We start from the raw sequence: 19,500 nt of genomic DNA on the forward strand, positions 1-19,500 counted from the left end.
TCATTAATGCCGACACACTATTCCTGTCGCAGATTTGTTACATCTCAAGCATCCGATCCAAAAGACTGAGCCAGAAGGAACTCGCGTATAGCCGAGTTTTCTGTCAAACCGATCGCCCTCGAATAGGCTTGTTGAGCGGCAGATTGATGCCCTAACCGCCTGAGTAAGTGAGCTTTTAGAGCCCAATAGGGTTGGTAATTCTTCACGCCTTCGGGAGGGAGTGTTTCGAGTAGTTGTAAGCCACGGTCTAATCCTTGCGTTTCGACAATTGCCGCAGCATGGCTCACCAATGCCCCTAGAGTCGGTGAAAGCTGAATCAACCCCTCATATAACAATGCCAATGCATGCCAATCAATTTGCTGAGTAACGATCCGTTGAGCGTGGATGGATTGAATGGCCGCTTCAAGCTGAAAGCGTCCTAATTCCTTAAACGTGGCCGCATGAGACAATTCCCGCTCGGCTTCAGCAATCATCGGCTGTGACCAGAGGGTCAGATCCTGCTCTAACAGCGGCACATAGCCACCCCAATCATCGCAACGAGCTTCACGGCGGGCTTCGCAGTAGAGCATTAATGCCAGCAGTCCTCGTGCTTCTGGTTCTGTCGGCATGAGTTGAACACATAGACGCGCTAACCAAATTGCTTCTGTAGTGAGTCCCCTGAATCCTGGATCGCTGCCAGCCACCGTCTCCCACCCCGTCGTGTAGGCGGCATAAATGGCTTCGAGCACCGCAGACAACCGCAACGGTAATTCCTCTGTTGTAGGCAATTCAAAGCCAATGCCCGCATCTCGAATTTTTGCCTTTGCCCGTACCAGTCGCTGCCCCATTGTAGTGGGTGCTACCAAAAAAGCTGAGGCAATCTGAGCCGCATTTAGACCAAGAACCGTTTGCAGCATCAAAGGCGTATGGAGCGATGCATCAATAGCAGGGTGGGCACAGACAAAGAGTAATTTCAGACGATTATCCGGGAAGGCAACATCTTCTAGAACACGGACAGATTGGTCTTCCAGCCCTGATTCTGCCAAAACATGGAGGACGCGATTTTGAACTTGGCTGCGCCGCGCGGTATCAATCAATCGATTCCGCGCCGTTACGAGCAGCCATGCTTCAGGATTTTCAGGGATGTTGCTCTCTGACCAGGTTTTTAAGGCAGCCAGAAAAGCGTCGCCAAGGGCATCTTCTGCCGCCCCAATGTCCTGGGATCGCGCTGCCAAATAGGCAACAAGACGACCATAGGAATTGCGTGCGGCTAATTCTGCTGCTTGACGTGCATCCATCCGTTTTATTAGCCTCCCGGTGCGGTTTTTTCCCAGGCGGGTAACTGCTCAATGCGAGTATACCAACTGCGAATGTGAGGATAATTCTCTAAAGGAAAGCGACCTGGTATGGCATAGGTTAAATCACTGGCCACCGAAAAGTCAGCCAAGGTCAGGCTATCGTTCACTAAGAATTTGCGTTCTGCCAGATGAGCATTCAGTGCGATCGCCGCTTTGTGGAATGGCTCTGTTGCCTGTTCAATCACATGGGGATCAGGATCGCCCAGTTGCAGCAGGGGTTTGACAAAGTTCTCATATTGCAACGGCTGACAGACGGGATACCAGTGAGCCAGTTGCCAGCTTTGCCAACGCATGATATCTGCACGGCTCCTCCAATCCCCAGGCCAAAGCGTGTTCGGGAGCAGACTCGCCAGGTATTGCATGATCGCGGTCGATTCCCAGAGGATAAAGTCACCATCTTGTAAAACCGGAGTCCGCCCCGTAGGATTTAATCCGAGAAATTCTGATGTGCGCTGTTCGCCTTTCTCCAAATTCACTAACTGAAGTTCCAGGGGAAGTTCTAGATAAATGGCGACGGCATGAACTTTGCGCGTGTTGGGAGAGGGGGGAAAGTAATATAATTTCATTGGAGTTTTCCTGGCACTAATTCATGGGCAATAAAGGACGGACTTCCACAGCGCAGTTGCTCGCGGCGGGACAGCGGGCGGCCCAATTCAATGCGGCATCTAGATCAGTCACATCGATAATAAAGAAGCCGCCGAGTTGCTCCTTGGTATCGGCATAAGGGCCATCTTGCACATTCCGTTGTCCGTTTTGGAGACGAACGGTTGTACCTGTGTGACTGGGGTGGAGTGCTGCCCCTCCGACCATGACCCCTGCTGCGGCAAGAGCTTGCGAATAGGCATTGTAAGCAGGCATGTGCATTTCGCGATTGGCGACATCTTGCTCGGTCTCGTAAACCAAAATGGCATATTTCATCATTAAATCCGTCTTGGGTTGACTGATCGCACAGAGGTTTTCTATGCGCTCTATCTCTATAACGGATGAAGCCTAGCCATTTCGACAGGAATCAAGATTTTGTGGGCCGATTGATTTTTGATTAGATTGCCGCTTGGCCGGGGATGATGTTCAACTTACCGATTTTCGAGCAAGATGACTTTCCCAATCGCTGGACATTGATAACTCTTGTCATCCACCGATCCTATTTAGCTGCTCCGGTGCATCGTGGTGGTTAGATAGATCACCGTAGTTTGGTTTCATGCACTTTCCCTTTACCGAGCGCTTCTGAAGTTCTAGCTTGGACACTACTGATCGAAATAGCTTAATCTCAGACCAGGCATAGTTTTCAGATTTTTAGAGATGTCTTGTGTACTAAAATACTACGGACAGGTAATTCTAAATAATTGCATTCGATTCAGGGATAAATTTAAGGCTGCAAAAGTTTCATCAATCGACGTGAAAGAGAACCTTCTTTATCTTGATGTAAAGCTTTACTGCCTTATGTTTTAAACTGGGCTACTGTAGCTTCGTGTTTCTAAGGTAGGAAGACTCAGGTGCTCTGTAACTCATCTAAGCGAGCTAAGACTTCCCGACTATGACTGGCGGGGTGAACATCCACAAACCGATTTCGCAAAATACCTTGGGGATCAATTAAAAAGCTATGACGCAGAGACACAAACCCCAGCCACGATCCATAGGCCTTGCTCACTTTGCCATCCGCATCGGACAAGAGCGGAAATTTCAAACCTTCGGAATCACAAAACTCGGCGTGGGAATCTACTGAATCTGCACTTACCCCAATAATTGCCGTATTCCGGGTTTGATATTCCGCCAAATCCTTTTGAAAGCGTTGGGCTTCTAGGGTGCAGCCGGATGTAAAGTCTTTGGGATAGAAGTAGAGCAACACCCATTGTCCCCGAAGGTCTGCTAGAGAAATCTCCCCATCACCAGTGTTGGTCGGTAAGGTGAAGGTGGGCGCAGGTTGATCCAACTCTGGGAGTTTGCCGCCGAGGGCATAGGCTGTTTGATTCCAGGCCAAGAAACTCCAGGCCAAAACTACCCCAAGCAAACCCATAATCCACTGGCGGCGCGTTGGCATGATCATTACTCCCACAAAACCCTGATTAACATAAGCCTCTTTTGTTATAGCAAGATCACTCCATCCCGGGCAGGGGCCTGGACAATGGCAACTACTAGGCAAAACTCAGTAATTTAGCTAGTCTGGAAGAGATGCTCCTCATTGCAAGGAATCGTTGGTATGGGACTTTTTGATCGAATTAGCAAAGTCTTCAGTTCTAATATCAATGCGATGGTCAGTGCGGCTGAAGACCCAGAAAAAATGCTGGAACAAGCCTTGATTGACATGAATGAAGATTTGGTGAGTTTACGCCAGGCCGTTGCCCAAGCTATCGCCTCCCAAAAACGCTTAGAGCAGCAGTACAACACCAATCAACAACAAGCCAGTGAATGGGAACGCCGGGCCAAGCTGGCTCTCACGAAAGGGGATGAAGCCCTCGCTTTAGAAGCCTTGAACCGGAAGAAAACAAACACCGAAACTGCCTTAGCCCTGAAAGCCCAACTCGAGCAATCTGCTGCCCAAGTCTCAACCCTTAAGAAAAACATGACAGCCTTGGAGGGTAAGATTTCCGAAGCGAAGACCAAGAAAGATATGTTGATTGCCCGCGCTCGTGCTGCCAAGGCCAGCGAGCAAATCCAGAAGGTGGTTGGTAATATTAACACCAGTAGTTCTGCTGCCTTGTTTGAGCGGATGGAAAATAAGGTTTTAGAACAAGAAGCCCGCTCAGAAGCTATTGCTGAACTCAGTGGTAGTGCTCTGGAAAGCCAGTTTGCCCAACTTGAAAGTGGCGATGTCAACGAAGAATTAGAAGAACTGAAACGGCAGATATCTGGTACACCATCAACGACTGGGGCTTTACCCTCTGCGAGTTCGCCATTTCCTGTAGATGCTTCTTCCTCTCAAGCCTCGTATCAATCTACGGCTCCCAGCGACCCAGATATTGATGAAATCAGAAGAGCACTAGAAAAAAATTAGCATCTACTAGCAAGATTCCAGGACAAGTCTCTTATTTATCGAAAATTTTGGGTTTAAAACCTCGTCTTGTTAGGCACACAAGCTATAGGATGGCGGAGTGCCAACTTGTGAGTGAACCCTCGCCTCCACAAGCTGAGGAGGTATTGGTATCAAGAAATGCTCAGTTGCCGATCTTGATGTAACTACATATATTCTTGTCCTTAATTTTTAACATAGTTGGCAATCATTCTCTCATCACCATATTTATAAACTGTACTGGCAAAATATCCATCACTGGAAAACTCTCCTCTCCAGAACTGATGTTTGATCTGGGGGCATCCCTATCCTGCCTTGATAAAGTAACGCCATATTTACGCAACTACTCTATGAAATCTATAAAAAAGAACTGAAGAGAGAGTCTCCAGTCCTGCATTGATCTTCTTTGGAATGTTTAAGAAATTCAGAAGAGTAAACCTAAAATTGGAACGTTGTCCGTACCACTCCTAGGACAATCGGAGCATTAGCCGAGTTGTTGTTGGGGTTGAAGATACTAATGATTCCAGGGGATAGAGAAATATTCCTACTCAACTGAAAGCGGTAGAAACCTTCCAAGTGATAGGTATTGAATGGGGTAATATTTGGGTTTCCAGCAGGAGTGAAGTTAGTGCTAATGGTTTGGGGAGGTTGCCCAAAGATCAAACCAGCCACATCACCCTTCTGCCATAAGTCAGGTGCAGCAGCCGTGATTGCCCAGTTTAGCAGTGAAGCACTCCGTCCAACTTGAGCCGGAGTTCCTTGGGTTTGGTTGACGCTAGAATAACCCACCCAACCTGAAAGGGTAAATTGCGGAATCACTAAATAGGTAAATTGAAACCCAAAGTTATCTGAAGCAACGTTCCCCACGCCGCCACTCAGGCCAGCAGAGCCAGTGGGGTTGTTTGCAGCTCCATTATAACCAGATGTTCCGGTACCACCGCTGGGGTCAACACCAAAGGCCCGGACGTAGGTTACCCCCAGAGCAAGACTTTTAACTGGACGAACATTAAACTGCGCTAAGGCACTGTAGGAATCCCCAATAAAACCACCAGGCGGGGATGGGTTCCCAGGGCTACGATCAAACGTTACGGGGCCTGAAGCGGTGTTAGTTCCACCCCCTAAGTAGCCAAGGGTAAAGTCAACGCTGGTGCCGGCTTGTTTGTTCTCAGCAAACTTGTAGTTGAAGGTCACACCTGCCGCACTGGTTCCATAAATCCGATAGATCGGATTAAAGCGTCCAAACCGAGATAGGGCACCCGTTTCCCCAGACGAGAAATAGGGGTTGAACGTAAAGGTGTTATCTTCCCACTGACCGGCATTGGCATCAGCGAAGACTGTTAGGTTCTTAATCGGGGAGAACCGATAGAATAATTTCTGCAATTGGAAAGCATTTTGGCTATCCCCGTCATAGGCTAACCGGCCTGCGTTAGTTCCAGTAATTGAGGAATAGTTGACAATGTTCCCCGCTTGTAAACGAATCCGCAGTAAGTCGGTTCCAGTAAAACTTGTGTCAAAGTTAAGACGAGTCCGGCTGCTGACAATCAAGTTATCGACAATGTTTGGGCCAGCAGTATTCACACCTCCAGGCCCAGGCGGGTTAGCCCGTTGTCCACTCAAGACATCAGAAGTATTAATGACGATGTTACCCGCTAGCTTGGTTAATGTTGCGAATTGGGTTGCTTCTAGGTTGGTAGTCCGGGCTTCCAGGTTATTGACTCGACCTTTGATAACAGCTAACTCACTCGCAAATTCTTGAGCTAAGCGTTGGACGGCGGCCAAGTCTTCTTTGGTGGCAAATCGATCACTGATGACATCTAAGCAGGCATTGAGAGCCGCTGCGAGTTCAAACCGAGTTGCTGCCCGATTACCGCGAAAAGTGCCGTCAGGATAGCCCGCAATACAGCCATATTTTTCAACTAAGGAAGCTAAGGCTTGATAGGCCCAGTCGGTGGGGCTGACATCGGACAACTGGCTGACAGAAGTGACTTGGGGGATTGACTGCTGAGCGCGTGAGCCAATAGCTGATTGTGCTTGGGGTTGAGTTGATGAGGAAACAGGTGGCAATCCACCGGCTAATGGGTCGGCTTCCAAGGATGAGACTGAAGGGGCTGAACGCATTGCTGGCAGGCTTTGAGCCACATTAACCAGAGGCTGTGCTGGCAAGGTGGATAGACCGGAGTTTAATTCCCCAGAGGTTAGTTGTAACAAACTTGAATTAGATTGACTGCCGTAAGCACTGCTACCCACACTTAGGGCAAGAATTGGAGTTGTGGCTATTAGCTTCCACAAAATACGGGACATAAATTTCTCCTTGAAATTCCTCACACACAAATCTCAAAACTCAGTCAGAGACATGATGCTCCGTAGAAATCCGGCTAAGCGCAACAGGGAAATACTGTTCATGAAACCGTAATACACCTAGAAAGGCGTTGGAACATGAATGATGCAAATAAGACCGGTATCTTGACTAAGTATGTGTACTATAAATGAGGAATTCAGATTTTGTCTAGGGCTGGCGCACTTTTTGTGATTATTTACTCCGGTTTAAAAATCCTGAAAATACTTTTCTAGAATTCATAAAAAGAAAAAAATAGCTCTGGAGAGGCTTTAATCTCTTATATTTGTGGAGTTGATCTATCTTCATAAGTACGGTAACTTGATAGACTATATTGACTTTGCAGTAGAGAGCCAGGCAAATGGGCATTCAGATTCAAAACGTGTCTAAGCAGTTTGGTAGCTTCCAGGCCCTCCATCAAGTTGACCTCGAAATTGGCAGTGGGTCGCTGGTGGCCTTATTGGGGCCATCGGGTTCGGGTAAGTCCACCCTGTTGCGGTTAATTGCCGGTTTGGAATCTCCCGATACGGGGCGGATTTTACTCACGGGCAAAGATGCAACCCATCAAAGTGTCCAGGATCGGAATATTGGGTTTGTGTTTCAGCATTATGCCCTGTTTAAACACATGAATGTCCGCAAAAATATTGCCTTTGGCCTGGAGCTAAAGAAAACTCCCAAAGCCAAGGTAGAAGCTCGTGTGGATGAATTACTGGAATTAGTTCAGTTGGGGGGGCTGGGGAATCGCTATCCGTCCCAACTTTCGGGGGGGCAACGGCAACGGGTGGCTTTGGCGCGGGCTTTAGCGGTTGAACCGGAAGTTTTACTGTTGGATGAACCCTTTGGGGCCTTGGATGCCAAAGTCCGTAAAGACCTCCGGGCCTGGTTGCGGCGGCTCCATGATGAAGTTCATGTGACGACGGTTTTTGTCACCCATGACCAGGAAGAAGCCATGGAAGTTGCAGATGAAATTGTTGTCATGAATCATGGCAAGGTGGAGCAGGTGGGGTCGCCCCCGGAAATTTACGATAATCCGGCCAGTCCGTTTGTGATGAGCTTTATTGGCCCAGTGAATGTGGTCTCCAATGTAGCTGGCTTATTTCCCAAGCAAGATGCCCCGCCGGAGTCTGAGTTATTTTTGCGGCCCCATGACATTAAAATTTCTGCCTCACCCAATGGAACTACGGTACCCGCCAAAGTTGAGCGGATTATCCATCTCGGTTGGGAAGTTCAAGTGGAGTTAGGGCTAGACGATGGACAGGTGATTACGGCTCATTTATCGCGGGAATCCTACGACCAACTCAATCTCACGCCCAAGCAACGGGTTCATATCTCCCCCAAAGGAGCAAAAACGTTCCCCCTCTTCTACTCGATCTGAGGCAATTTCCCCAGGATGGCTTGAGCTTCAACCTATGAGGATGATTGTGGGTCAGGTTATTTTGGACCGCCTCCTCATGGGGCTTAGATGTGACGTTTATTAACGTTTTTGAGATTTCTCAGACCTGAGCTTGACAGGTATTGATTATTCTTTGTACCGTAATCTACGGTAAATCTATAGATTTTTTAGACTTAATAAAAGGAGAGACAGATGTTACAGCGGCGGTACGTATTACTGGGAATGGCAACCTTGGCAGCCATTGCGATCCCAGCTTTCCCCTTTCAACCTGCCCAGGCCCAGCAGTCTGTTGAATTAACCTTAGTCAGCTATGCGGTGGCAAAACCTGTCTTTGCAAAATTAATACCGGAATTTCAAAAGGAATGGAAAGCTAAAACTGGGCAGACGGTGACCTTTAAGGAGTCCTATGGTGCTTCTGGGGCCCAAACCCGAGCGATTTTAGCGGGATTAGAAGCCGATGTTTTAGCCCAAAACCTCCAGACCAATGTTACTCCTCTCGTTGAAAAGGGCCTGGTGAAGCCCAACTGGGAGCAACGTTTACCCAATAAAGCTGTTCCGGCCTACAGTGTGATGGTCTTAGTGACCCGGCCTGGGAACCCTAAGCAGATCCGGAATTGGTCAGACTTAACTAAACCGGATGTGGGCATTATTGCGATTAATCCCAAAACATCAGGGAATGCCCGCTGGGGTGTTCTGGCCGGTTATGGGGCTATTTTGAAAACTCAGGGACAGTCCGCAGCCCAGGCCTACTTGAATGGATTTGTCCGCAATATTAAGACCTTGGTTAACTCTGGGCGGGAAGCCACTGACACCTTTGTCAAAAATCGGGTTGGCGATGCTCTACTGACGTTTGAAAGTGAGATTATTTTCACCAATGAGGCAATTCCCCGGGACTTTCCCTATGTCGCCCCTTCGCCCAATTTACAAGTAGATTTCCCTGTGACTGTGATTGATCGCGTTGTTGATAAACGGGGCACGCGGAAAGTGGCCGAAGCATTTACAAAATTCTTATTTTCTCCCACTGGTCAAAAGATTTACGCAGAACTTGGTTATCGCCCCTATAACCAGCAAGTGCGGAATCAGTTTGTGCGGCAATATAAACCCGTGAACAAGATTTTCACGATTGCTGATTTTGGCGGCTGGACCAAGTTGGATCAACAAATCTTTGCGGATGGAGGATTATTTGATCGGGCCCAACAAGCGGCGGCCAAGCGTTAGTTGCGGATGAGTTCTTTATTCCAGGCCAGCCAATCACGACTTTACCGGTGGCTCTTGGGTTGGCAGTGGCATCTGAATCAACGGGTGACCCAGGCCTTGGTTTGGGTTTACTTGCTCTTTATCCTGGTTTTGCCCTTAAGTAGCCTGTTCTGGAAAGCCAGCCAAGAACCACTGACCGATCTCTGGACGGCCATTGCAGCCCCCGCGGCCTGGGATGCTTACAAACTAACTCTGACCACAGCCCTAATTGCCGCAACGATCAATACTGTCTTTGGCTTGATCTTGGCCTGGATTTTAACCCGTTATAGCTTTCCGGGAAAACGAATTGCTGATGCCCTAATTGATTTACCCTTTGCCTTGCCGGGGGTGGTGGCGGGGATTACCTTAGTGGCCTTGTACGGGCCGGGGGGGATTATTGGGCAGGTGTTTGATCCGGGAAATCCCCTGGGAGACTTGCTTGAACAGCTTGGGTTACTGGAGGTCAATTTAACTGCCTCGGTGATTGGGGTAACCTTTGCCCAAGTCTATGTGACGTTGCCCTTTGTGGTGCGAATTCTCCAACCAGCCCTGTTAGCCATTGAGCCGGAAGTCGAAGAAGTAGCAATGACTTTAGGAGCGCGCCCTCGGCAATTGTTTTGGCGCATTATCTTACCGCAGTCTCTTAACTCCCTTTTGACTGGATTTGCCTTGGTCTTAGCTCGAGCAATTGGGGAGTATGGGGTCGTGGTAATTCTATCTGGGAATATTCCTTATCAAACCCTGGTTTCAACGGTCTATATTTACCAACGGATTGAGGAGTTTCAGCTGAGCCAGGCCACGGCGGTCGCAATTGTGTTGTTGATCATGTCGGTGCTCTTGCTAGCAGTGGCGAATTGGTGCCAGGGGTGGAGTCGGCCTTGGGATGCTGAATAACCATTTGTTCTGAAGATATTAATCTCGATGGAGTTAAGGCCTGGGTGAATGCAAACCGGACACGTTACCAAAAAACTATCTCGGCTTGGGACTGGCTCTGGATTGGCCTGGGGTTAGGTTTCCTCGCCCTGGTAGTGGGATTGCCCGTGATCAATATTTTTTATCAGGCTTTTAACAAAGGATTATTAGCCTATTGGCAAGGCATTAATACCCCCCAGGCCTGGCACGCCATTGGCTTAACCCTAACAGCAGTCGTGATTGCAGTTCCCTTAAATACTCTATTTGGGATTAGCGCGGCCTGGGTGATTGCTCGGCAACAATTTTGGGGGCGGAAACTCCTGCTTCAATTAGTAGATTTGCCATTAACGATTTCCCCGATCATTGTCGGCCTGATGTTTGTGTTGCTTTATAGTCCGCTCGGTAGTTTGTTTGAGTATTGGGTGAACCAGTGGAATGTAAAAATTATTTTTGCCTTGCCCGGCATTGTCCTCGTTACTGTTTTTGTCACCTTACCCTTTGTTGTCCGAGAAGTATTGCCCGCATTACAGGATCTGGGGCGTGAACAGGAAGAGTCAGCCAAAACTCTAGGGGCCAATAGTTGGCAAGTCTTTTGGCAAGTGGTGTTACCCAATATTCGTTGGGCAGTTTTGTATGGGGTCTTACTCTCAACGGCGCGGGCACTGGGGGAATTTGGGGCCGTTTCGGTGGTTTCCGGCAAAATTATTGGCGAGACGAATACCTTAACGCTCCATGTGGAACGGATGTACTTGGAGTATGAAACCATTGCTGCCTTTGCTTGTGCATCTCTACTTGGATTAGTCGCACTGCTCACTTTAATCTGCCAAGAGCTTTTGCGCCGCTTCGATAATCGTATTGCCAGTTAAGCCTTGTTGAAAAGGACATTAATTCAAGGTCATTTTTCCAATCACCTTAAACTAATCCTATTGCATTTTTACAAAGTCTATGTGATTCTTATATTAAACAACTACTTAATCACTACAGGTTTTATGGACTTTATGAGGTTATCAAATTCTTCTCTGCCACAAAAATTTTCTATTCCTCTTGGCTCCAGTTCTCGGCGCGCCTTCCTGGGCTTGAGTGGCTCTGCCTTGCTCCTTACGACTGGCCTGGGTTTAGCCCAACCTGTTTTTGCTCAAAATAAGCCAGTCAAGCTGACCCTGGTCTCCTATGCTGTCACTAAATCTGCCTATGAGCGAATTATTCCCAAGTTTGTGGCGCTTTATAAAAAACAGACCGGCCAAACCGTGGAATTTCAGCAGAGCTATGGGGGATCTGGCTCCCAAACTCGAGCCGTGATTGATGGCTTAAATGCTGATGTGGTGCATTTAGCATTAGGTGCCGATGTAGATCAATTACAGTCGGCCGGCCTGGTTAAACCCGGTTGGGAAAAGCGGGCCCCCAACAATGCCATTGTTCAGCGCTCGGTCATTGCCTTTATCACCCGTGATGGGAATCCTAAGAAAATTACTAAGTGGACAGACCTAATCAAGCCAGGGGTCAAGGTAATTACGGCCAACCCCAAAACCTCTGGTGGTGCCCGGTGGAACTTCTTGGGGTTGTGGAGTTCTGTCCTGCAAACTGGTGGGAATGATGCCAAAGCTCGGCAGTTTGTCTCCCAAGTGCTGAAAAATGCTCCAATCTTGCCGAAGGATGCTCGGGAAGCAACAGATGTGTTTGTCAAACAAGGGCAGGGAGATGTATTGCTCAATTATGAAAATGAGGTTCTTCTGGCGCAATCTAAAGGAGAAAAAGTCGACTTCACAATTCCATCTGTCAACTTTTCTATTGATACTCCTGTAGCTGTAGTGGATCGGAATGTGGATCGGAATGGCTCCCGTAAAGCAGCTGAAGCATTTGTGAAATATCTTTTCACTCCCGAAGCTCAAACGGAATATGCCAAGGCCTTCTTCCGGCCTGTTAATCCGACTGTCGCTAAACAATTTAGCAAGCAATTTCCAGCAGTCACTAACCTGAGTAATATCAACAAGTTTGGTGGTTGGGATGTTGCTCAGCAGAAGTTCTTTGCCAATAATGGACTCTTTGATCAAATCTTGCTGGCAAACCGTCGTTAAGTTCCCTGTTGACTCCTCAACACTCCTTAGTCTGATACATAGTCCTCTTAGCCGTCTTTGCTTATAGGCGGCTATTTATTTTTGTTAAGGGTTAAAATTGCTTAAATTAACTCTCTTACTTGTGCCGTAGAGAATATCTACAGAGAGAAACAGCAAAAAACAATCATGTGTAGAAAAAAGTCTGAGAAAATCTCACAACGATATCCGTAAGAATGTCTTGATTTTAAGATGAATAAGTGTGTATAGCAAACACAGATGATTTGCGAGCACAGGAGAGCCTAAAAACTCGATTTCATAAAGATTCCTATCTCATGAATGAATCATTTTGCTATATGCAGGTTTTATATTAGGTTAGGACATTAACAGATTAAATACTTAAATCTGATAATGCCAAACATCAGCTTCTCGTAAAATAATCCGTTGAGTTGAGAGTCGTTGCATAAATCCTTGTTGTTCCAATAACCCAAATGTGCGAGTAATCGTAACACGGGTTACACCTAAAATTTCAGCAATATCTTGATGGGTAAGCCTCAGCTCTAAAACTTGTCCCTGTTCTAAGGATTGTCCAAACCGTTGCCCTAGCCATTGCAATAGTTTAGTTACCATCAGTTCAACTCGCTTTTGAGAGCGAATGACTAAAAGTGCCTCTGCTTGTTTAAGATAGGCTGCATAAAGATGCTGTTTATTCGCGTAGGTAACCCATGCTGTTGAACGGGCCTGGACGGGTGTTATGGTTTCTAGATAAACAGGATGAATTGAGTAGAGGGCAGCACCAACTACTTCCCCAGGCCCCCAAATTCCCATCACGATTAAACTTCCCTCCTCAGTGTAAATATAGGAACGGACATAACCAGACTCGATCAGCCAGAGGCGGTTGGGGACAGTCGGCAAGAAACTCCGAGAAGGGTATTCCACGAAGTTTCCGCCCGCGCCAAAATGGGGTAAAGACGCAACCATGGACTATACTCCTAAATCCTGACAGAATATTAGTAGTATATGTGAACACCTTGATAATTGCTAGATCACAGGAGCGTAGAGTGATGATTTTTTGCTCTAGCAGTTCCAGAATGGCAAGAACCTAGAGAATGAAGTTAGTGAATGGGCTTATAGAAGTATCATTTTCTAAAAACTAATAGTTATTTTTCAGCCTTCTTCAATCATTTTTGAGCATGACAATAAACTCTGGCCTATAGTCCTAAGCAAAACTGCACTCACCCCCCTCTAATACATATATTTTTCTCGATATTATTAAATGATCATAATCTACTAAAAACCTAGTATATTTGTGTGGTTACTTGTATTGTAGGTAAGCAAAACAGACTCTCTGAGCTTTTAGTGATTTGTTAAGACCTGACTTAACCAAATAGTCACGCCAGAGCTTGAACGGTCTAAAGCTATTGCTTTTGAAAATTCAAAATTTATGTCTTGAGTGCCAAGAGGTGATTATGGGGCTTACAAACAAGATTTTCTCGGACAATAGTCAAACCATTGGCGAAACCCCACTGGTACGACTAAATCGAATTCCAGGCCAGGCCCCGGCAACGGTCTTAGCCAAAATCGAAGGGCGTAACCCTGCTTACTCGGTTAAGTGTCGGATTGGGGCGGCCATGATCTGGGATGCAGAAAAACGGGGCTTACTCGGGCCTGGGAAAGAGTTAATCGAACCCACTAGCGGCAATACTGGTATTGCTTTGGCATTTGTGGCTGCGGCCCGGGGAATTCCTTTAACCTTGACGATGCCGGAAACCATGAGCTTGGAGCGGCGCAAACTCCTGACAGCCTATGGAGCCAAGTTGATTTTGACTGAGGGTGTGAAGGGGATGACCGGGGCCGTTTTAACCGCCGAAGAGATTGCAGCGTCTGACCCAGAACGTTATGTGTTGCTGCAACAATTCCGCAATCCGGCGAATCCGGCCATTCATGAACAAACGACAGGCCCCGAAATTTGGGAAGCGACCAATGGCGAGATTGATATTTTGGTTTCTGGCGTGGGCACTGGTGGGACTATCACTGGAGTTTCCCGTTACATCAAACAGACCCAAGGTAAACCAATTCTCTCGGTGGCTGTCGAGCCGGAAAATAGTCCGGTGATTGCTCAAACCCGGGCGGGTCTCCCCCTCAAACCAGGCCCCCACAAAATTCAAGGGATTGGGGCTGGCTTTGTCCCCCAAAACTTAGATCTGTCCATCGTGGATCAGGTGGAAAGCGTCACTAACGAAGAAGCAATTGACTATGCTCGTCGTCTGTCGCGGGAAGAAGGGATTATTGCGGGAATTTCCTGCGGGGCGGCGGTGGCGGTGGCTGTCCGTTTAGCCAAACAACCGGAACATGAAGGCAAAACCATCGTTGTTGTCCTCCCAGACTCGGGTGAGCGTTATCTGAGTACGGTTCTTTTCGATGGCATTTTCAATGAAAAAGGGTTGGCCTTAGTATGACGTACCTCTCCCCGAACTCGATTAAGTCCAGCTTTTCCGGTCGTTGGGGCCTGGATGATGTTGTTACAGCCCTGAGCCAAGCTCCATCGGATCAGCGACCACACCACAGTCTGGCTGAGCATTACTACCCTCTTCCTTCTCGGGAAAATTTAACCGCTATTGTCCATAATCTCCGGGCGGTGCTTTTCCCACGACATTTTGGCGATCCAGAACTCTCCGATGAAACTACCCACTATTTTGTCGGCAACACCCTGGATAAGACGCTGAACTTACTGAAAGAGCAAATCCAACGGGAACTCTGGCTGCAACAGCAATATGAAAACAATCCCGAGCATACTGAAGCTTCGATTAGCCAATTAGCCGCAGACATCACACTCCAGTTTGCGAAAACATTGCCCGGAATTAAATTCATCCTCGATACCGATGTCAATGCAGCTTATCTGGGAGATCCCGCGGCTCAATCCACTAGCGAAGTGCTGTTTTGCTATCCCGGTATTGCCGCGATCACGTTTCATCGCCTGGCCCATGCCCTCTACCGCTTGGATTTACCCCTCTTAGCCCGAATTATTGCCGAGGTGAGTCATTCCGAAACGGGAATTGATATTCACCCGGGAGCTACCATTGGCCGCAGCTTTTTTATTGATCACGGCACAGGCGTTGTCATTGGCGAAACCTGTGTGATTGGCGACCGGGTGCGGATTTACCAGGCCGTGACCTTAGGGGCGAAAAGCTTTCCCCGAGACGAAACTGGCGCATTAATTAAAGGGCAACCTCGGCATCCGGTGATTGAAGATGATGTCGTGATTTATTCTGGGGCAACGGTTTTAGGCCGAATCACCATTGGCAAAGGCTCCACCATTGGCGGTAACGTCTGGCTAACGAAAGATGTGCCTCCGGGTAGCTTCATTTCCCAGGCCCGGATCCGCTCCGATAGCTTTGAAAACGGCGGCGGGATATAGTCACGCAAATACACTGAGTTTTAGTATTTTCTTTCTTCCCTTGCTTTTGTTCTACAATTGAACTCAATATTTGACACATTTATCTGAGGAAGATTCATGACGTTTAGTGCCTCAAACGAACCCCAGCAATTAGCCTTGGGGGATGTTGCAGCTCGCCAGTTAGCCAATGCCACGAAAACGGTTCCCCAACTAGAAACGATTTCCCCACGATGGTTAGTCCGGCTTCTCCATTGGTTACCCGTAGAAGCTGGGATTTATCGCGTCAACCAAGTCCGTAATGCTTCAGAAATTGAGGTGGCCTGCTCCAGCCGGGATGAGTCTGATGTGCCGGAAACCTTTGTGGACTACATCGAAAACCCCCGAGAGTATTTCCTCAGTGCCGTCAATGCCGTGGTGGATGTCCATACCCGGATTTCTGACCTTTACAGCAGCCCCCATGACCAAATTCGCGAGCAACTGCGCTTGACGATTGAGATCATGAAAGAGCGGCAAGAAAATGAACTGATCAACAACCCCGAATATGGCCTGCTCAATAATGTTGCTCCTAGCCAAATCGTTAACCCCCGTGGATCTGCTCCCACCCCTGATGATTTAGACGAATTGCTAACGAAAGTGTGGAAAGAACCCGGTTTCTTCTTAGCCCATCCCCAAACCATTGCTGCCTTTGGCCGGGAATGTACGCGTCGGGGTGTGCCGCCTGCAACGATTTCTCTCTTTGGAACGCCGTTTATTACTTGGCGGGGTGTCCCCTTAATTCCCTCCGATAAAGTTGCAGTGGTGGAAGGTAAGTCGAAAATTATCCTCTTACGGGTGGGTGAAAGTCGCCAAGGGGTTGTGGGCTTGTATCAACCAAATTTACCGGGCGAACAAGGCATGGGTCTGTCGGTGCGGTTTATGGGGATTAATCGCAAAGCCCTGGCCAGCTATTTGGTTTCTCTCTATTGCTCCTTAGCGGTGTTGACCGATGATGCTTTGGCGGTGTTAGACAACGTGGATGTGACCCAGTACCATACCTACCGCTATGAGTAATCCCAGTTCGTTTCCGAATATCCAGGCCCTGGCCAGTGCTGCCCAACAGGTCTTTAGTTCGAGTCAATTGAGTCAACTCACGCCCAACTCGGCCACGAATCCCCTATTGAACGAGGCGGCCTTAGAACAGTTGGTCAATGCGGTGGTGCAGGATCTCAATCAAGTGTTAGCGGTTTCGCCCCAAGAGGTTCCCACTCCTGATGCCGTACCAGGGATACCCAGTCCGACTGGGGGAATTCCAAGTTCTGGATCAATTCCGGGAGTCTCTGGTCTAGGGGCCGCCGTCCCAATCCCTCATCCATCGAGTTCAATTCCCAGCTCTGGATTAATTCCCATTGTTCCGAGTCTGGTTCCGGCTGCAAATCCAGGCCTGCCTAATCCATCGGGATCAATTCCGAGTTCGGGAGCCATTCCTGTTGTGCCTGTTCCACCCACGGGAGTCCCAAATTCAGGTTCAATTCCCGGCCTGGTCAATCCGGCTGGAGCCATTCCCAGTTCCGGGGCCGTTCCCGGCATTCCCAGTCTCTCGGCGGCTGCACCTACATCGGCTGCAAACCCAGGAATTCCTAATCCCAGTGGAGCAGTTCCCAATTCAGCCTCTATTCCAGGCCTACCGAGTCCCTCTGTCGTTGCGCCAACCTCAGCATCGGTTCCAGAACTTCTCAATCCAACTGGGGTAATTCCGACTTCTTTGGGTCAAGGAATACCTGCTTCAGAACTGAATGTTCCGAGTTCACCGGGGCCTGGGATTCCAGATTTTACTCCCCCAGTTTTTCAGCCAGATTTGAAAACGGTTCCAGTTGATAGCGTTCCGCATCATTTTGATTTAGGCTCAGTTTCGCCAGCCCATTTGCCCACATCTGCGGCACTGCCCCAAATTCCCCAGGCCCTAACTTCTTTTGAAACTGGGTTTGCCTTTATTGATGAGCAGCAACATTTCGCCCCATCTGCCCCAGCTCTCAATCCCCATTATTTGCAAGCTCACCCCGGCCATGATTTCCCGCTGACGGTGCCACAACTGGTGGGGCCACGGGTTGGTTCCAGTGTGGGATTTGATCTCCATGCGGTGCGGCAAGATTTTCCAATTCTCCAAGAGAAAGTTAACGGGCGGCCTCTGATTTGGTTTGACAATGCGGCCACCACCCATAAACCGAAAGCGGTGATTGATCGCCTGACCTACTACTACGAGCATGAAAACTCCAATGTCCACCGGGCGGCCCATGAATTAGCGGCGCGCTCCACCGATGCCTATGAAAAATCTCGGGAACAGGTGCGGCGGTTTATTAATGCCTCTTCCACGAATGAGATTGTCTTTGTTCGGGGGACAACAGAAGCCATTAACCTCGTGGCCAAAAGTTGGGGTTCCCAAAATGTCCATGAAGGCGATGAAATTATCCTCACCCATCTGGAACACCATGCCAATATTGTCCCCTGGCAACAACTCTGTGCGGAAAAAGGGGCGCGGTTGCGGATTGTCCCCGTGGATGATCATGGGCAAGTTCGGCTGGATGAGTATCAAAAACTCTTGAGTGACCGGACAAAAATTGTTGCTTTTACCCATGTTTCCAATGCCTTAGGCACCGTTACCCCTGCAGCGGAAATGATTGCCTTAGCCCATCGGTATGGAGCCAAAGTTCTCTTGGATGGGGCGCAATCGGTTTCCCACATGGCCATTGATGTCCAGGCCTTGGATTGTGATTGGTTTGTCTTTTCCGGTCATAAGGTTTTTGGGCCGACGGGGATTGGCGTGGTCTATGGCAAAGAGGATTTGCTCAATGCGACTCTCCCCTGGCAAACCGGCGGCAACATGATCGTCGATGTCACCTTTGAAAAAACGGTCTATCATCAAGCTCCGGGACGCTTTGAAGCAGGGACTGGGAATATTGCTGATGCCGTGGGCCTGGGGGCAGCTTTGGAATATGTCCAGAAAATTGGCCTGGAGTCTATCTGCCGTTATGAGCATGAGCTTTTAGTTTACGGAACGGCTCTGTTGCAAGAAATCCCAGGCCTGCGGTTGATTGGTACGGCTCCTGAAAAAGCGGCGGTGTTGTCCTTTGTCTTGGAGGGCCACAGTCCAGAAGCGGTGGGAAGTGCCTTGAATCAAGAGGGAATCGCGGTGCGGGCCGGTCATCATTGCGCTCAACCGATTTTGCGCCGTTTTGGCCTGGAAGCAACCGTGCGTCCCTCTCTTGCCTTCTACAACACCCACGGGGAACTGGAAGCCCTCGCGACTGCGTTACGGCGGATTCAAGCGGGGGTAACGGCTAAATAACGATTGAACAGTTGCTGGAGAATGGGTTGTTGCGGGGGGACTCCGAGTTCTTTGGCTTTTTGGAACACTTCATTGTGGCCCAGATTTTCTTGGATGGCCAAGATCACAAGAACCAAAGCCGCCGCCCGGACTCCAGCCGCACAATGAATCAAGGTCGGTTTCGGTAATTTTTGAATTTCGGCTAAAGCTGCTTCGATAGCCACCGGATCAGGTTTGGTTGGACTCAGGGGCAAATGACAATATTCCAGGCCAGCTTCAGCCACCAACGCATCTTCATTCACCAAAAACCCTTTTTCTAAAGGCAAACGTAAATTGATCACAGATTGATAGCCTTGAGCCACTAAATCTTGAAAATCACGGGGGTTGAGTTGATCGGCTGCGGCATAGTCTGGGCTAATTCTTGCAATGATGGTCATAAAACACCTAAATCACGAGCGATAAAGTGTACTATCTCAACTTTACCCCATGAACTGGACATTAAGGCAAAATTTCCAGGCTATTTTGAGGGGA

General features: G+C 48.5%; 17 protein-coding genes and 1 pseudogene. 10 read left to right on the forward strand and 8 right to left on the reverse strand.

The features are described 5' to 3' along the window. Nucleotides 1-44: 44 nt before the first annotated feature. The 4 genes from SYN6312_RS12550 to SYN6312_RS12565 all read right to left on the reverse strand — a co-directional run bounded on the left by SYN6312_RS12550 (nucleotide 45) and on the right by SYN6312_RS12565 (nucleotide 3,375). The gene (locus SYN6312_RS12550; RefSeq protein ID WP_015125261.1) at nucleotides 45-1,277 is read right to left on the reverse strand and encodes an RNA polymerase sigma factor; all 1,233 of its coding nucleotides are present in this window, start codon (nucleotides 1,275-1,277) and stop codon (nucleotides 45-47) included. An 8-nt stretch (nucleotides 1,278-1,285) separates the two neighbouring features. Further along, the gene (locus tag SYN6312_RS12555) at nucleotides 1,286-1,903 is read right to left on the reverse strand and encodes a glutathione S-transferase family protein (protein WP_015125262.1); all 618 of its coding nucleotides are present in this window, start codon (nucleotides 1,901-1,903) and stop codon (nucleotides 1,286-1,288) included. Between the two features lie 16 nt (nucleotides 1,904-1,919). Then, entirely contained in the window at nucleotides 1,920-2,258 is a 339-nt protein-coding gene (locus tag SYN6312_RS12560) for a YciI family protein (protein WP_371257358.1), read from the reverse strand. Between the two features lie 568 nt (nucleotides 2,259-2,826). Next, nucleotides 2,827-3,375: a peroxiredoxin gene (locus SYN6312_RS12565; protein WP_015125264.1), complete on the reverse strand. Its 549-nt coding sequence runs from the start codon at nucleotides 3,373-3,375 to the stop codon at nucleotides 2,827-2,829. Nucleotides 3,376-3,534: 159 nt separating this feature from the next. Here SYN6312_RS12565 and SYN6312_RS12570 point away from each other — a divergent pair, with 159 nt between their 5' ends. After that, nucleotides 3,535-4,329 carry a PspA/IM30 family protein gene (locus tag SYN6312_RS12570; protein ID WP_015125265.1) on the forward strand — a complete coding sequence of 265 codons (795 nt, stop codon included), beginning with the start codon at nucleotides 3,535-3,537 and terminating at the stop codon, nucleotides 4,327-4,329. A 200-nt stretch (nucleotides 4,330-4,529) separates the two neighbouring features. Here the strand turns inward: SYN6312_RS12570 and SYN6312_RS21045 are convergent. Both SYN6312_RS21045 and SYN6312_RS12575 read right to left on the reverse strand, forming a co-directional pair. Beyond that, a pseudogene (locus SYN6312_RS21045) lies at nucleotides 4,530-4,646 on the reverse strand (IS200/IS605 family transposase); the annotation flags it as partial. Between the two features lie 136 nt (nucleotides 4,647-4,782). Next, the gene (locus tag SYN6312_RS12575) at nucleotides 4,783-6,645 is read right to left on the reverse strand and encodes an iron uptake porin (protein ID WP_015125266.1); all 1,863 of its coding nucleotides are present in this window, start codon (nucleotides 6,643-6,645) and stop codon (nucleotides 4,783-4,785) included. Between the two features lie 395 nt (nucleotides 6,646-7,040). Between SYN6312_RS12575 and SYN6312_RS12580 the strand changes: the two genes are divergently transcribed. From SYN6312_RS12580 to SYN6312_RS12600, 5 genes are all read left to right on the forward strand, one after another. Continuing rightward, on the forward strand, nucleotides 7,041-8,054 hold the full coding sequence (locus tag SYN6312_RS12580) for a sulfate/molybdate ABC transporter ATP-binding protein (RefSeq protein WP_015125267.1): 1,014 nt from the start codon (nucleotides 7,041-7,043) through the stop codon (nucleotides 8,052-8,054). Nucleotides 8,055-8,264: 210 nt separating this feature from the next. Next, nucleotides 8,265-9,290, forward strand: a complete 1,026-nt coding sequence (locus SYN6312_RS12585) for a sulfate ABC transporter substrate-binding protein (RefSeq protein ID WP_015125268.1) — start codon at nucleotides 8,265-8,267, stop codon at nucleotides 9,288-9,290. A 6-nt stretch (nucleotides 9,291-9,296) separates the two neighbouring features. Then, nucleotides 9,297-10,202 carry a sulfate ABC transporter permease subunit CysT gene (gene cysT, locus SYN6312_RS12590; protein WP_015125269.1) on the forward strand — a complete coding sequence of 302 codons (906 nt, stop codon included), beginning with the start codon at nucleotides 9,297-9,299 and terminating at the stop codon, nucleotides 10,200-10,202. Between the two features lie 44 nt (nucleotides 10,203-10,246). Next, nucleotides 10,247-11,086 (forward strand): sulfate ABC transporter permease subunit CysW, encoded by an 840-nt coding sequence (gene cysW, locus SYN6312_RS12595; protein WP_015125270.1) that lies wholly within the window; start codon nucleotides 10,247-10,249, stop codon nucleotides 11,084-11,086. Between the two features lie 123 nt (nucleotides 11,087-11,209). Continuing rightward, on the forward strand, nucleotides 11,210-12,295 hold the full coding sequence (locus SYN6312_RS12600; RefSeq protein WP_015125271.1) for a sulfate ABC transporter substrate-binding protein: 1,086 nt from the start codon (nucleotides 11,210-11,212) through the stop codon (nucleotides 12,293-12,295). Nucleotides 12,296-12,670: 375 nt separating this feature from the next. Here the strand turns inward: SYN6312_RS12600 and SYN6312_RS12605 are convergent, their stop codons facing one another. Next, nucleotides 12,671-13,252 carry a Crp/Fnr family transcriptional regulator gene (locus SYN6312_RS12605; protein ID WP_015125272.1) on the reverse strand — a complete coding sequence of 194 codons (582 nt, stop codon included), beginning with the start codon at nucleotides 13,250-13,252 and terminating at the stop codon, nucleotides 12,671-12,673. Nucleotides 13,253-13,740: 488 nt separating this feature from the next. Between SYN6312_RS12605 and cysK the strand changes: the two genes are divergently transcribed. The 4 genes from cysK to SYN6312_RS12625 all read left to right on the forward strand — a co-directional run bounded on the left by cysK (nucleotide 13,741) and on the right by SYN6312_RS12625 (nucleotide 18,990). After that, the gene (gene cysK, locus SYN6312_RS12610) at nucleotides 13,741-14,730 is read left to right on the forward strand and encodes a cysteine synthase A (RefSeq protein ID WP_015125273.1); all 990 of its coding nucleotides are present in this window, start codon (nucleotides 13,741-13,743) and stop codon (nucleotides 14,728-14,730) included. Beyond that, nucleotides 14,727-15,689: a serine O-acetyltransferase EpsC gene (gene epsC, locus SYN6312_RS12615; protein WP_015125274.1), complete on the forward strand. Its 963-nt coding sequence runs from the start codon at nucleotides 14,727-14,729 to the stop codon at nucleotides 15,687-15,689. The genes cysK and epsC overlap by 4 nt, the downstream gene beginning before the upstream one ends. A gap of 96 nt (nucleotides 15,690-15,785) precedes the next feature. Continuing rightward, nucleotides 15,786-16,718 (forward strand): family 2A encapsulin nanocompartment shell protein, encoded by a 933-nt coding sequence (locus SYN6312_RS12620; protein WP_015125275.1) that lies wholly within the window; start codon nucleotides 15,786-15,788, stop codon nucleotides 16,716-16,718. Continuing rightward, complete coding sequence (locus SYN6312_RS12625; protein WP_015125276.1) at nucleotides 16,711-18,990, forward strand: family 2A encapsulin nanocompartment cargo protein cysteine desulfurase; 2,280 nt, start codon at nucleotides 16,711-16,713, stop codon at nucleotides 18,988-18,990. The genes SYN6312_RS12620 and SYN6312_RS12625 overlap by 8 nt, the downstream gene beginning before the upstream one ends. On the opposite strand, the gene SYN6312_RS12630 is transcribed toward SYN6312_RS12625, so the two are convergent. Continuing rightward, nucleotides 18,966-19,406: a beta-lactamase hydrolase domain-containing protein gene (locus SYN6312_RS12630; RefSeq protein WP_015125277.1), complete on the reverse strand. Its 441-nt coding sequence runs from the start codon at nucleotides 19,404-19,406 to the stop codon at nucleotides 18,966-18,968. The two genes, SYN6312_RS12625 and SYN6312_RS12630, sit on opposite strands and share 25 nt — an antisense overlap. Nucleotides 19,407-19,500 lie beyond the last annotated feature (94 nt).

The sequence above is a fragment of the Synechococcus sp. PCC 6312 genome, from assembly GCF_000316685.1.
Classification (GTDB): domain Bacteria; phylum Cyanobacteriota; class Cyanobacteriia; order Thermosynechococcales; family Thermosynechococcaceae; genus Pseudocalidococcus.